This is a genomic window from Pseudoalteromonas sp. SCSIO 43095, from assembly GCF_023650455.1.
GTDB lineage: Bacteria > Pseudomonadota > Gammaproteobacteria > Enterobacterales > Alteromonadaceae > Pseudoalteromonas > Pseudoalteromonas tetraodonis.
Map to the genome: position 1 here is coordinate 271,824 of NZ_CP087995.1, position 13,652 is coordinate 285,475.

At 41.4% G+C, this 13,652-nt stretch carries 16 protein-coding genes; 8 read left to right on the top strand and 8 right to left on the bottom strand.

Features of this window, described 5'->3' with window-relative positions; genetic code table 11:
• Positions 1 to 97 precede the first annotated feature (97 nt).
• Genes lptB through LOC50_RS01305 form a run of 6 tightly spaced genes read right to left on the bottom strand, consistent with a single transcriptional unit; the run spans position 98 to position 4,395 of the window.
• Positions 98 to 823, bottom strand: coding sequence for an LPS export ABC transporter ATP-binding protein (gene lptB, locus LOC50_RS01280; protein ID WP_013463982.1), 726 nt, complete (start codon positions 821 to 823; stop codon positions 98 to 100).
• Positions 820 to 1,359, bottom strand: a complete 540-nt coding sequence (gene lptA, locus LOC50_RS01285; protein WP_250653468.1) for a lipopolysaccharide transport periplasmic protein LptA — start codon at positions 1,357 to 1,359, stop codon at positions 820 to 822. Before lptA ends, lptB begins: the two co-directional genes overlap by 4 nt.
• Positions 1,349 to 1,903, bottom strand: coding sequence for an LPS export ABC transporter periplasmic protein LptC (gene lptC / locus LOC50_RS01290; RefSeq protein ID WP_036981221.1), 555 nt, complete (start codon positions 1,901 to 1,903; stop codon positions 1,349 to 1,351). Before lptC ends, lptA begins: the two co-directional genes overlap by 11 nt.
• Positions 1,900 to 2,451 carry a 3-deoxy-manno-octulosonate-8-phosphatase KdsC gene (gene kdsC, locus LOC50_RS01295; RefSeq protein WP_036981223.1) on the bottom strand — a complete coding sequence of 184 codons (552 nt, stop codon included), beginning with the start codon at positions 2,449 to 2,451 and terminating at the stop codon, positions 1,900 to 1,902. Before kdsC ends, lptC begins: the two co-directional genes overlap by 4 nt.
• On the bottom strand, positions 2,452 to 3,423 hold the full coding sequence (locus LOC50_RS01300) for a KpsF/GutQ family sugar-phosphate isomerase (protein WP_069438864.1): 972 nt from the start codon (positions 3,421 to 3,423) through the stop codon (positions 2,452 to 2,454).
• Between the two features lie 3 nt (positions 3,424 to 3,426).
• The gene (locus LOC50_RS01305) at positions 3,427 to 4,395 is read right to left on the bottom strand and encodes a calcium/sodium antiporter (protein WP_033104260.1); all 969 of its coding nucleotides are present in this window, start codon (positions 4,393 to 4,395) and stop codon (positions 3,427 to 3,429) included.
• 266 nt (positions 4,396 to 4,661) lie between these two features.
• Here LOC50_RS01305 and LOC50_RS01310 point away from each other — a divergent pair, with 266 nt between their 5' ends.
• From LOC50_RS01310 to LOC50_RS01345, 8 genes are all read left to right on the top strand, one after another.
• Positions 4,662 to 5,477, top strand: a complete 816-nt coding sequence (locus LOC50_RS01310; protein ID WP_013463988.1) for an ATP-binding cassette domain-containing protein — start codon at positions 4,662 to 4,664, stop codon at positions 5,475 to 5,477.
• Complete coding sequence (gene mlaE, locus LOC50_RS01315; RefSeq protein ID WP_013463989.1) at positions 5,477 to 6,256, top strand: lipid asymmetry maintenance ABC transporter permease subunit MlaE; 780 nt, start codon at positions 5,477 to 5,479, stop codon at positions 6,254 to 6,256. The genes LOC50_RS01310 and mlaE overlap by 1 nt, the downstream gene beginning before the upstream one ends.
• A gap of 14 nt (positions 6,257 to 6,270) precedes the next feature.
• The gene (mlaD, locus tag LOC50_RS01320) at positions 6,271 to 6,819 is read left to right on the top strand and encodes an outer membrane lipid asymmetry maintenance protein MlaD (RefSeq protein WP_250653469.1); all 549 of its coding nucleotides are present in this window, start codon (positions 6,271 to 6,273) and stop codon (positions 6,817 to 6,819) included.
• 5 nt (positions 6,820 to 6,824) lie between these two features.
• Positions 6,825 to 7,505, top strand: coding sequence for an MlaC/ttg2D family ABC transporter substrate-binding protein (locus tag LOC50_RS01325; protein WP_069438866.1), 681 nt, complete (start codon positions 6,825 to 6,827; stop codon positions 7,503 to 7,505).
• Complete coding sequence (locus tag LOC50_RS01330) at positions 7,498 to 7,791, top strand: STAS domain-containing protein (RefSeq protein ID WP_008465119.1); 294 nt, start codon at positions 7,498 to 7,500, stop codon at positions 7,789 to 7,791. Before LOC50_RS01325 ends, LOC50_RS01330 begins: the two co-directional genes overlap by 8 nt.
• A 5-nt stretch (positions 7,792 to 7,796) precedes the next feature.
• Entirely contained in the window at positions 7,797 to 8,054 is a 258-nt protein-coding gene (locus tag LOC50_RS01335) for a BolA family protein (protein WP_007378312.1), read from the top strand.
• A gap of 14 nt (positions 8,055 to 8,068) precedes the next feature.
• On the top strand, positions 8,069 to 9,328 hold the full coding sequence (gene murA, locus LOC50_RS01340; protein ID WP_250653470.1) for a UDP-N-acetylglucosamine 1-carboxyvinyltransferase: 1,260 nt from the start codon (positions 8,069 to 8,071) through the stop codon (positions 9,326 to 9,328).
• Between the two features lie 314 nt (positions 9,329 to 9,642).
• The gene (locus LOC50_RS01345; protein WP_036979639.1) at positions 9,643 to 10,974 is read left to right on the top strand and encodes an IS4 family transposase; all 1,332 of its coding nucleotides are present in this window, start codon (positions 9,643 to 9,645) and stop codon (positions 10,972 to 10,974) included.
• Between the two features lie 64 nt (positions 10,975 to 11,038).
• Here the strand turns inward: LOC50_RS01345 and LOC50_RS01350 are convergent, their stop codons facing one another.
• Entirely contained in the window at positions 11,039 to 12,121 is a 1,083-nt protein-coding gene (locus LOC50_RS01350) for a trypsin-like peptidase domain-containing protein (RefSeq protein WP_250653471.1), read from the bottom strand.
• A gap of 87 nt (positions 12,122 to 12,208) precedes the next feature.
• Positions 12,209 to 13,561, bottom strand: coding sequence for a Do family serine endopeptidase (locus LOC50_RS01355; protein WP_008465125.1), 1,353 nt, complete (start codon positions 13,559 to 13,561; stop codon positions 12,209 to 12,211).
• Positions 13,562 to 13,652 lie beyond the last annotated feature (91 nt).

Here is a 13,652-nt window from a genome sequence, read left to right on the forward strand (position 1 = left end):
CTAAATACCAAACAGACTGCTGCAAATTCAACCTTGATAGGTCAACAGACCTAAGTATGATTAATCTTAGCAGATGCTTAGTGGAATAACACACATATTAGAGCTTGAACTGCTCGCCCAAATAAACATCGCGTACTGTTTTATCGTTTAATACGTATTCAGGAGTGCCTGATGCAATTAACTCCCCATGAGAAACTATGTAGGCTTTTTCACAAACATCAAGTGTTTCGCGCACGTTATGATCTGTAATAAGGACGCCAATGCCACGGTTTTTAAGATGCTCTATAATCTTTTTAATATCTAATACTGAGATAGGATCAACCCCCGCAAAGGGTTCGTCTAAAAGGATAAATTTAGGGTTTGCTGCAAGCGCGCGAGCAATTTCAACGCGGCGACGTTCACCACCTGATAAAGCCATACCTTGACTATCGCGGATATGCTGAATGCTAAATTCATCAAGTAAATTATTTAAAGTATCTTCGCGTTGTTGTTTATTTAATTCTTTACGTGTTTCTAAGATAGCCATTAAGTTTTGATAAACAGTCAGCTTTCTAAAAATAGACGACTCTTGCGGTAAATAACCAATCCCTAAACGCGCTCGGCTGTGCATCGGTAATAAAGTAATATCTTTATCATCAATTGATATTTTGCCTTTATCGCTAGGTACAAGGCCTACAATCATATAAAAGGTGGTGGTTTTACCTGCACCATTAGGGCCAAGTAACCCCACAATACTGCCAGCTTCAACCTCTAGGCCAACGTTTTTCACCACTTCACGACCTTTGTAGCTTTTAGCTAATAGCTCTGCTTTTAATGTGCTCATGGTTGGCCTTTATCATCTTCTTTTTTATTTTCAACAGGCACTAAAATAGTGTGTACACGGTCTGTTGAGTTTTCGTCTTTTTCTGCGCTAATTAACTGCTGCTCGATATCGTAAGTGATACTTTTAGCTGTTATTTTTTGACCTGCTTGAGCAATGCTTGCATCGCCGATTAAGGTTAAAAAACGCAGCGACACATCGTAACGCACTTCATTAGCACTGGCGCTCATTATGGTGCCATCAGCTTGTGTTTCTTCAAAATATGCAGGGCTGCCTGTGGCAATTAATAACTGTTTGTTATCGCCTAGGTCATCGCGTTTATGCACTTCTAAACGGTCAGCTGTGATACGGCGATTACCATGAATAATTTCAACATTTTTCTCAAAAATGCCTACGTTTTCTTTTAATTGGCCTTCTTGTTTATCTGCACTAATTGAAATTTGATTCGCAGCGGGGGCTTCAGCAGGTTCAGCGCTATTACTGTTAAAAGCAATTAATAGTGAGGGAACAATTAAAATTTTAAATAGATTATTGGTCATAATATAGGGTTCGCGTATGGTTAATAAGTTTAATCACCTCGGTTTTTAAATCGGCCTCAAGGCCTTTACCTGTGATTTTTAAATTAGGTCCTGTAATAACGACAGGCTGCTGTGATTGCATGGTTAATAGTTTTATATCAACATTGATGGTCTGGGCGGTGATCGTATCGATCATGGCGTTATCTACTAAGTTTTGAGCGGTTACATTACCCTCTAACACCAGTTGACGGTCGTCGTAGAGGGTGGCTTCATCGGCGTTAATACGCCATGTTTGCTGCTCGTTGTATAAAGTGAATATAGGCTTTTCAAAAAAGGTAAAACCGAGTTGTTGATACAACTCCATTTTTACCGCAGTTACCTTATGGCTCACTTTACCTTGTTCATCATAAGCCGTTTGTTTTAGCTCAATAGCGGTATAATCAGGCTTAGCAATAACTTGTGTTTCTTCGCTTGCAGTAATATCAACCTTAGTAAAATAAGGATACCAGAGCCAAACCATACAGCTTATGAATAAAACGCTCAGTATAATGCGCGCTACATTCATGAACTCGTTCCTTGGCTAGTTAGTGGCTTGCTATTTTCGAGCATAAGTAAGTCTGTCAGCTCTCTTACCGCACCAAAACCGCCGGGTAGTTGGGTTACATAATGTGATAAACGTTTAATAAGTGGATGAGCATCGTTTACGGCAACCGCAAAACCGACTTGCTCCATTACTGGCATGTCTGGGCCATCATCACCTATATAAGCAATTTGATCATCGCTAAGCGCTAATTTTTGTTTTAATTCTTGATAGGCTATAAGTTTGTCTTCTTGGCCTTGATATATATGTTGTACGGTTAAACTGCTCATACGTTGCTGCACTATATGAGAATGGCGCCCGGTGATCACAGCGACTTCAAAACCGCTGTTAATCAGGGCTTTAATACCAAATCCGTCTTTGGTGTTAAATGCTTTGAGTTCTTCACCTTGGTTTCCAAGGTAAATACGCCCATCAGAAAATACACCATCAATATCACAAATTAATAGCTTTACTTTTTTTGCGCGCGCCTTTGCATCATCACTTAGCGGTTGATAGAGATCTTCAAATTGCATTTATAGCACTCCCGCTTTAAGTAAGTCTTGCATATTTAGTGCGCCAATCGGTTGATTATGCTCATTAATTACAATTAAGCCATTAATACGTTTTTGTTCCATAATATTTAACGCTTCAGCCGCGAGCATGTCTTGGGTGGCTGTAGTACACGACTTGGTCATCACAACATTAATTTCAGTGCTATGAATGTCAATACGTTGCTCTAAAATACGGCGTAAATCGCCATCGGTAAACAGGCCTGATAATTGCTGGTCACTATCAACAATAGCGGTCATGCCGAGTCCTTTGGCCGACATTTCAATTAAGGCATCTTTAATCGTTTGCGTCTCGTTAATGATAGGCGTATCAGCGCCACTGTGCATAACATCTTTAAGAGTTAAGAGTAATCGCTTGCCTAAGCTACCACCAGGGTGCGATAGTGCAAAATCATCAGCAGTAAAGCCACGTGCTTCTAATAATGCCACCGCCATGGCATCACCCATAGCGAGTGTGGCAGTGGTACTTGCAGTAGGTGCTAAGCCCAATGAGCAGGCTTCTTGTTCAACTTTAATACACACATGCACATTTGCCAATGTTGCCATGGTTGAGCCTTGGTTGCCTGTCATGGCAATCATTTTGGCTCCAATGCGCTTTAATACCGGAATAATATTAAGTACTTCGCTGGTTTCACCAGAGTTTGAAATGAGGATAACCACATCATTTGCTGTGATCATTCCTAAATCACCATGGCTTGCTTCACCTGGGTGAACAAAAAATGCGGGGCTGCCGGTACTGGCAAGAGTGGCGGCTATTTTGTTACCAATATGACCTGATTTACCCATGCCAATAACAATAATACGACCTGGGCAGTCATACATTAATTGACAGGCTTGGTTAAAGCTTTCATTAACGTATTGTGTAATATCGCTGAGTGCTTGGCGTTCAATCTCTAGAACACGTAACCCTTGTTGAATAAAGTTTAGCGTTGCCATGGGCTATCCTACTTGACTAAAAATATAACCTTGGTAAATCATAAATGCGACGATGAGCAAGCCACCTTCTATTCTATTGATACGTCTTTGACCTCTAAAGTTCAATGACATAGCAATTAGCGCCAAGGTTGCGCCAATCATAATAATAACATCACGGTTAGCTACCGAAGCATCGATAACCGATGGATTAATTAATCCTGCCAGCGGTAATACCGCTAAAATATTAAAAATATTCGAACCAACTATGTTACCCAGCGCTAAGTCATCTTCATTTTTAAGTACACCTGCAATTGAAGCTGCAAGTTCAGGTAAGCTGGTGCCTATAGCAATAATGGTCAAACCAATCACTAAGTCACTTAAGCCAAAATATTTTGCGATATCAACGGCTGAGCCAACTAAAAAGTGTGAACTAACCGGCAGTAAAATCATACCCACTACCAGCCAAAAAACAGCTTTTTTGGTTGGTACGTTGTCAGGTACTTCGTCACAGGCTTCGCTCACAAACGGATCGTCTTGGTTTTTAGCTCGCAGTGAGACAAAAATAAGTCCGCCAATAAAAACAACAAAGCCAAATAATAAGGCTGCACCTTCAAAAAATGAAAAATAGTTATCTGAAAAAATATACCAAGTTGCAATGGAGACCAGCAGTACCAGTGGAATTTCACGTTTTAACGTACTTGAAGATACTGATAAGGGTCTTAAAAGGGCAGTAATACCTAAAACTAATAAGATGTTAGTGATGTTTGAACCAACTGCATTACCCACGGCAGTATCGGTTTTATTTGCCAAAGCTGCTGAAGCCGATACCATCATTTCAGGCGCTGAAGAGCCCATAGCTACCACGGTTAAACCTACAATTAGCGTTGGCACGCCAAAGTTTTTAGCCAGTGCTGCTGCACCATAAACAAACCTGTCTGCACTCCATACGAGAGCCGCAAAACCAAGAATTAAAATGACAAACGAGGTAACCATTATGATAAGCCAATTAATGTAAATTCAGATAGTGCGAATAGTAACAAAAGCCACCATAAAAGTATAAATAAAAGAATAAGGTGTAATACATTAGGCGGTTATTTTAAGTATTCTTTGGCGCTTTTTATATGCAATTTTAAGCCAAAGTTAAGGCTGCTTGAATCAACCTTATAACTCTTTTTGCGACACTATTACAAAATCTTACGAATTGTTTTTTCCATATTGGTTAAAAAACCCTTAAAATAGAAATATGAGAGAGTATTGTTATGGAGAGCGACTTGTCGCAATCAATAGTAGAAGTCAAGGATGTTACCTTTTCTAGAGGCGATAGGGTCATATATAAAAATATGAGCTTTGACGTACCTGAGGGTAAAATTACTGCCATTATGGGGCCAAGCGGAATTGGCAAAACCACGATGCTACGCCTAATAGGTGGCCAGCTTAAACCAGACTCCGGTGATATTTTATTTAAAAACGACAGCATTGTCGCTATGTCGCGCAAAGAACTCTACGCGGCACGTAAACGCATGAGTATGTTATTTCAAAGCGGTGCCTTATTTACTGATATGTCGGTGTTCGATAACATTGCATTCCCCATTCGAGAGCACACGCAGCTCAGTGAAGATTTAATCCGTTTAGTGGTATTAATGAAACTACAAGCTGTTGGCTTACGTGGTGCTAAAGATTTAATGCCTTCAGAGTTATCTGGCGGTATGGCACGTCGTGCAGCTTTGGCTCGCTCTATAGCGCTTGATCCTGAACTTATTATGTATGATGAGCCTTTTGCAGGACAAGACCCTATTTCAATGGGGGTTTTAGTTAAGCTGATCAAATCTTTAAACGAAGTACTTGGCTTATCTTCTTTAATTGTCACGCACGATGTGACAGAAGTAATGAGTATTGCCGACCACGTTATTATTATTGCTGATCAAGGCGTTATAGGCAGTGGTACACCAGAGCAGATGCGAGAACACGAATCACCACTTGTTCAACAGTTTTTAAAAGGGTTATCAGATGGTCCAGTGCCATTTCATTATCCAGCACAAACCTATGCAGATGAACTGTTAGGAGAGCAGCAGTAATGTTGGATTTACTACAAAAAATAGGCCATAAAACGCTGGGCCGTTTTGCTGCACTGGGGCGTTCAACCCAAATGCTGGCAAGTGCGTTATGGCATGTACCCAATTTTAAAAAAGGCACGCCCTTACTCGTGCGCCAATTATATATGGTTGGCTCACAGTCATTATTGATCATTGTTGTATCAGGATTGTTTATCGGCATGGTATTGGCTCTGCAAGGCTATACTGTTTTAGTTGATTATGGCGCTGAAGACAGCCTAGGGCCTCTAGTGGCACTTAGTTTATTACGTGAGCTTGGGCCTGTAGTAACCGCGTTATTATTTGCCGGTAGGGCAGGCAGTGCGTTAACCGCTGAAATTGGCTTAATGAAAGCCACCGAACAGTTATCGTCGCTTGAGATGATGGCCATTGACCCGCTTAGACGAATTATAGCGCCGCGGTTTTGGGCTGGTTTGATCAGTATGCCAATGTTGGCACTTATTTTTTCTGCTGTAGCTATTATTGGTGCTCATTTAGTGGGGGTTGATTGGCTAGGCGTTGATACGGGAAGTTTCTGGTCAATTATGCAATCTCAGGTGTCGTTTGAAAAAGACATACTAAACGGTTTAATTAAAAGTATCGTATTTGCGATTGTTGTTACCTGGATTGCGCTTTACAAAGGGTATGACTGTGTTCCCACATCAGAGGGGATCAGCAAGGCAACAACAGAGACAGTGGTGCACTCATCACTAGCGGTATTAGGTTTTGACTTTATTTTGACAGCGGTAATGTTTACCAGCTAATAGGGTATTAAATAATGAATTCACGGAAATTAGAAATTTTAGTTGGTTTTTTTGTAGCATTGGGCATTTTAGCATTTTCAATGTTGGCGCTCAAAGTGGCTAATTCGGGTATTAGCGGCTCAGGTGAAACCTACACATTGAACGCCAAGTTTGAAAATATAGGATCATTAAAAACACGTGCACCCATTAAGGTGGGCGGCGTTGTTATTGGTCGTGTAGAGTCAATTTATGTGCATCCTCAAGAGTTTTTACCAGTAGTAAATATGAGCATTGATGCGCGGTATTTGTGTCGTTTTTCAGACACTAGTTCCATTTCTATCTTAACCTCGGGTATTTTAGGTGAACAATATTTAGGGATTAACCCCGTTATCGCATCAGATTCAGCTAAACAGCGATGCTTAGGCGAAGATGTAGCGAACAGCGAACAAGATCAAGCCATTGACGATTTATTTGGTGTTCAAAGTAAAGCACTAGCTAACGGCGATTCTATTACAGATACCAAGTCAGCATTGGTACTAGAAGAATTAATAGGCCAGTTTTTATTCAACCAAGGTAGTGAGTAATTATTATGTTGAAAACATTTTTAGCAAGTATCGCATTAGTAACTGTCACGCTAGTACAAAGTGTACATGCCGGTGAGGTGAAATTGGCTGATCCTAATAAAATGGTACGTCAGGTTGCTGATAATACCTTTGAACGTATTACTAAAGACCAGCCGTTAATAACCGCTAATAAAGAGCATTTACGGGTCATCGTTGAAGAAGAGCTGATGCCTTACATTGACTACAAATATGCTGCACTGAGAGTGTTAGGTAGCGAAGTATCTAAGGTACGCGCCATTACCGACAAAGCAGAAAAAGCAAAAGCAATTGAAGATATTCAGCGTTTTATTGGCGCGTTTAGAGAGTACCTTGTTGCCACTTATGCTGGCGTTTTTACCCAGTATACTAATCAACAAGTTGAATTTGCTGCCGAGCAGCCTTTTAAAGGCAAAGATGTGGTGGTGATAAAAACCAAAATTGTAGAAGCTGGTAAGCCTGATATTAAAATTGATTTTAAAGTACGTGAAGATAGAAGTGGCGAATGGCGCGCTTACGATATGATTGCTGAAGGCATTAGCTTACTTGATGCAAAACAAAGTGAGTTTCAGGGCATTTTACGCCAACAAGGTATTGACCACGTTAGCGACCTGTTAGAGCAAAAAAGTAAGTTACCGGTTCAGTTTAGAGGCAGTGACACAAATGACTAAATTGGCAATCAGCCAAGTCGATGAACAGCATCTACGAGTCAGTGGTGAATTGACTCATAATTCAATTGGCAATGAACGGCTTCTGAATACCAAGCGACAAACTGAGCATAAAACCCTTTATTTTGACCTAAGTGAGGTGACAAGGGTTGACACAGCCGGCTTAGCTTGGTTAATTCACTCTTTTACAGAATTTAAGCAGCAAGGCATTCGCCTTGAATTGCAAAACCCACCTGAACAACTGCAAAACCTTATGCAGTTAGGCCAGGTTACAACCCTATTTGAGTGAGAGTTATGGAAACGAGTCAAGTCGAAACATTATTACGAGACGAACTTCAGTTAGCTGAAGTACATGTAAAAGCCAATGGCAGTCATTATGAAGTAATCGCTGTCGGTGAATGCTTTGACGGATTAAGTCGTGTTAAAAAGCAACAGCTAGTATATGGGCCATTAATGAACACTATTTCAGACGGTACCATTCATGCTGTTTCTATCCGCGCTTTTACTCCGACAGAGTGGAAACGTGAGCAAAAATTCATTTTACCGCAATAAATAAGGCCCCTTAAATGGATCAATTTGTAATTCAAGGTGGCACTTCACTGGCTGGTGAAGTAACTATTTCTGGCGCTAAAAATGCGGCACTGCCTATTTTATTTGCAGCCTTATTGCCCGAGGGCAAGAGTACCTTTACTAATGTACCGCGCCTTCGCGATATTATAACTACTGAAGCCTTATTAAAAACCTTAGGCGCTGATGTTCAGTGGCAAGGTGATTCACTTATTATTGATGGTGCAACGGTAAATAGCACGTTAGCGCCTTATGACTTAGTAAAGCAAATGCGTGCGTCAGTGCTTGCACTTGGCCCTTTAGTCGCTCGATTTGGTGAGGCGCAAGTATCCTTACCTGGTGGCTGTGCTATTGGTGCGCGCCCGGTTGATATTCATATTCAAGGCTTAGAGCGTATGGGCGCTCAAATAACCGTTGAAAACGGTTATATTAATGCCAAAGTAGATGGTCGCTTAAAAGGCGCTGAAGTTTTCATGGAAATGATCAGCGTAGGTGCTACTGAAAACTTACTGATGGCGGCAACGCTCGCCGAGGGTAAAACAGTACTGGAAAATGCTGCCCGCGAGCCAGAAATTATCGATTTAGCCAATTGCTTAATTGCTATGGGGGCTAAAATCAGTGGTGCGGGCTCAAGCCGTATTGAGATTGAAGGGGTTGAGCGTTTATCAGGTTGTGAACACCGCATATTACCGGATCGTATTGAAACAGGTACCTTTTTAGTGGCTGCAGCGATGGCTGGCGGAGAAGTACTATGTAAAATGACCGACTTTCACTCACTTGAGCCTGTAATAGAAAAACTACGTGCAACCAATGCGTTATTAGAAGTGCACGATGACAGTATTTATCTAGACATGCGAGGCCGAGAGCTTAAAGCGGTGAATATTAAAACTATGCCTCATCCTGGTTTTCCAACCGATATGCAAGCGCAGTTTACCGCATTAAATGTGGTGGCTAATGGTAGTGCGACTATTACCGAAACTATTTTTGAAAATCGTTTTATGCATGTGCCTGAGCTACAACGTATGGGCGCTAATATTCGCTTAGAAGGCAATACGGCCTTTTGTGGTGAAACAAAAAGCTTATCGGGTGCGCAAGTAATGGCAACTGACCTTCGTGCATCAGCGAGTCTTATTCTAACGGGGATTGTGGCTCAAGGCGAAACGATTGTTGATCGTATTTATCATGTAGATAGAGGCTATCAGCGTATTGAAGATAAGCTTAGTGCGCTAGGTGCTAACATCAAACGCAAAAGCAATTAGTTAGTCTAATACGTAACCTGAACTCTGGATAATAAATCTATCTCAAGCAGCTATTTTCAGCGCTAACTGCGTTGAATTTACTTGCAATAGGCTAGCTATTGACGCGTAATTTCGCCTTGTTTTCACTGGAAATCTCTGGCTAGAGAAAAATAAACATAAATATCATTTTTGATTCAATACGTTAGTAAATCTCTTAACCAGAGTTCAGGTGACATAAAAACGCGATGATATGTCTAATGCGGATCGTTTAAGTTAATTGAACGATCTTTCAGAGGCTTCATAATAGGCTACAACAAAAGTTGTGGCCTATTTTTATGTCTGAATTTATTAAAGAATTACACCTTACTACTGAATTTAGCCAAGATCGTGATATTGATTCGTTTACTAAGCATATTCCCCTTGAGTGGATTGAAGCAGCCGTTACTCAAACAGGGAGAGCCTCTGTGCGTAAACGACGTTTCCCCGCCGAGCAAGCTGCTTGGCTTGTATTAGGGATTGGTTTATTAAGAAACCGCTCAATATCTGAAGTCTGTGACAAACTAGAGCTCGCTTTTCCTGACGCTAAAGGAGAACTTCCACCATTGGCGACGAGCAGTATTATAAAAGGGAAAGAAAAGCTAGGCGCAGCACCTATGAAACACCTTTTTAAACATACAGCAACGCAGTGGGAGCAGTCGCAAACTTTTGATGACGTGTGTGGTTTAAAGCTGCTCAGCATTGACGGTACACAATTTAAAACTCAAGATACACCGAGTAACCGTCACTTTGGCTATGCTAAATCGACAACAAACTTCCCCTCAGTACTTGCTGTGACCTTGATGTCGACAAGAACGCATTTAATATCCGATGCAGCGTTTGGCCCCATTACTCAAAGTGAAATTCATTATGCTCAACAGCTTGTTGGCTCAGCACCTGAATATTCATTGACGCTATTTGATAGAGGTTTCTTTTCGGCTGAACTATTTACGAGCTGGCAAGGCGTTAGCGAAAACCATCATTGGCTTACACCCATCAAAAGCAAAATGCGCTATGAAATAACGGAGTCATTTAGCGATTACGACCACTTAATAACAATGCCTATTTCACCACAAGCTAAGAAATCAGCCCCTTACCTAGGTGATACATGGCAAGCAAGGCTTATTCAAATTCCGACACCTAAAGGGGAAATAAAAGGGTTCATCACCTCATGCGTCTGTCCAGAAAAGTACCCGCTGAAAGCGCTACTCGATGTGTATTGGCAACGATGGGAAATAGAGCGAGGCTATGGTGAGCTCAAGCAGTATCAACTATCAAATAAACCAGCATTACGGAGCCTGAAACAGGAAGGTATTTATCAAGAGCTCTGGGGTATTCTGACATCATATAATATCGTGAGACTTGAAATGGCAGAGATGGCTAAAGCCCATAAAGTTGAGCCATTACGCATCAGTTTTATTAACGCATTATATCTCATACAAGACGAGTTTTTATGGTGTTCAGGTCGAAGCCCAGGGACAATCCCTAAAAAGCTAAAAGAACTACGTGAAAACGGTAAACGGCTAATATTACCGGAGAAAAGAAAGCGAAAAGCTTATCCGCGAGCGGTGCTGGCAAAGACACAAAAATATCCGGTTAGATATAAACGAAAAAACACCACTCGTTCTTAAACGAGTGGTGTTAGATGATATGTCGCGTTTTTTTATGTCTAATGCCAAAGTATAAATAAGCGCTTTATAGCTTGGTTTCAAGCTCTGCTACTTTCACCATTATTTTTTGTATTTCACCGTTACGGTAAAGCTCAAATTCAATTTCTTTCCCCGGTTCGGTACTGCCTATTTTTTTCAATACATTTTGTGGATTAGCCACTGAAAGCCCAGCAATTTTAATCACAATATCTTGCTCTTCTATACCCGCCTGCCATGCAGGACCTAAAGGATCTAGGTTGGTAATACGCATGCCTGCAACAGGCGTTAAGCTATCATTGACCTCTTTGCCTGTACTGTCTACAGCTGTGCCTTCAAAGCCCAAATAGCCGCGTACAACACGACCATGGCGTATAAGCTTACCCATTACCTCTTTTGCCAAGGTGTAAGGCACCGCAAAAAAGATCCCTTGTATATTTAAGTTTTCACGGGTTTTAAACTGGGCAGAGGTGATCCCTACTAAATCGCCATTAGAATTTACCAGTGCACCACCAGAGTTACCTACGTTAATAGCAGCGTCCATTTGCAGTAAGTTATTGTAAGGACTGTCGGTAATTTTTTGTTTACCGGTGGCGCTAATGATCCCCTGAGTAATGGTTTGCCCTAAGTTAAGTGGGTTTCCGATGGCTAACACCAAATCGCCTACACTCGAACTGTAGTTATCATTAACAGGGATAACTGGCAGGTGATTGGCATTTATTTTTAATAATGCTAAGTCGGTAATAGTATCAAATCCAATGAGTTGCACATCAAAAAAACGTCTGCCGTCAGTAAGAATAACCAGTATTTGATCGGCATTATTGATCACATGGTAATTAGTCAAAATATAACCGTCAGGTGACATGATCACCCCAGAACCAAGCTCTTGCACCGTATTTTGGCGTTTATAGCGTGGCTCTTTAGAAATGCTTTCTGAAAAAATGGTGACAACCGATGGCGCTGCGCGCTTAACTGCATCAGAAAAGCTCAAATGACTTGCAGTCATTGCACTAGCTAGCGGCACATTAGGTAGCAATGCAGTGCGCATGTTAGGGCTAAAAAAAACCACTAAAAAAGCAATGCCTAAACCGGCAAATAGAGGAGGAAGTACAAATTTTAGAAGTTTTAGCACGGTATTCTTATTGTTAGTGAGCAATCCCTTTATGATGGCACAAAAAAAATAACAGCGGCAAGTGCCGCTGTTACTTTTATTGTATTATTACTGAATTAATACAAAAATAGACTCACGTCCGCGTTTCACACCTAACACAATATTACCTTGAATATCTTCGATAATTTTGTTCATGTCGCGAATGCTTTCTACTCGTTGACGGTTTACTTGCACAATAACATCGCCTTCTTCAAGGCCTACTCGTGCTGATGGCGAACGAGGGTCGACAGAGGTCACCTCAATCCCTTTCATTTTGTTCTTCTTCACGTTTTCCAGTGTTGCACCTTGGAATGCTGGGTGTAACTCTTCGCCCGCAGCGGTAATGCCTGATGCACCATCTAGGGTTACTTCCACATTTTTAACTTTACCGTCACGGTAAATCCCCAATTGTACTTCGCGGCCTTCACCTAAGGTGGCAATTTTACTGCGTAGTTCATGGAAGCCACTAATTTCGCTACCATTAATACTAATAATCACATCGCCTGCCTTAATACCGGCTTTGCTGGCTGCGGTGTCATCCATTACCTGCATAACATAAGCACCCTGTTTAACATCAAGCTGCTGTGCTTTAGCAAGACCTGCATCAAGAGGACGGCCTGAAATACCTAACGAACCACGGCGTACTTCACCATGCTCTACAATTTGATCAACTAGGTTTTTCATCATATTTGACGGAATAGCAAAGCCAATCCCCACATTTCCGCCTGATGCACCTAAAATAGCGGTATTAATACCAATCAGCTCACCGTTTAAATTAACTAAAGCCCCACCTGAGTTACCTTGGTTTATCGCGGCATCGGTTTGAATGAAATCTTCGTAACCCTCAATATTTAAGCCACTGCGGCCTAATGCGCTAACAATACCTGAGGTAACCGTGTGGCTTAAACCAAAAGGGTTACCAATTGCGACGGCAAAATCACCGACACGTAAATCATCTGAGTTAGCTAGCTTTACTGCGGTTAATTCATCTGCGTCTATTTGTAGTAGCGCAATATCAGACTCTTTATCGCTACCAATTTTTGTTGCTTCATATTCGCGGCCATCCTCAAGAGTGACCACCATTTTTTCAGCGTCTTGCACTACATGATTGTTAGTAACCACATAACCTTTGTCAGCATCAATAATAACTCCTGAGCCTAAACCACTAAACTGGCGCTTTTGGCTACGTGGCTGCGGGTTGCCAAAAAAGAAATCGAGCGGGTCACCGCGTCGGCGAACCTCTTTAGAGCCTGAAACCTGAATACTCACTACACCTGGGGTGATTTGCTCAAGCATAGGGGCAAGTGTTGGTAATTGTTGACCATTAACGGCAACCGGCAATTTAGCAAACGAGGCGGTTGGACTTAGTAATAAGCTAGTAGATAAAATAGCAGCACTGATAAGTGATAATTTCATTTTCATAGTCAGGGTTTACTCCACTTAAAAAGCAAAAGGCTGCAATAAGCAGCCTCAAAAAAGTATATCAGTAAGATAAAACAACAAAGCTGTTATA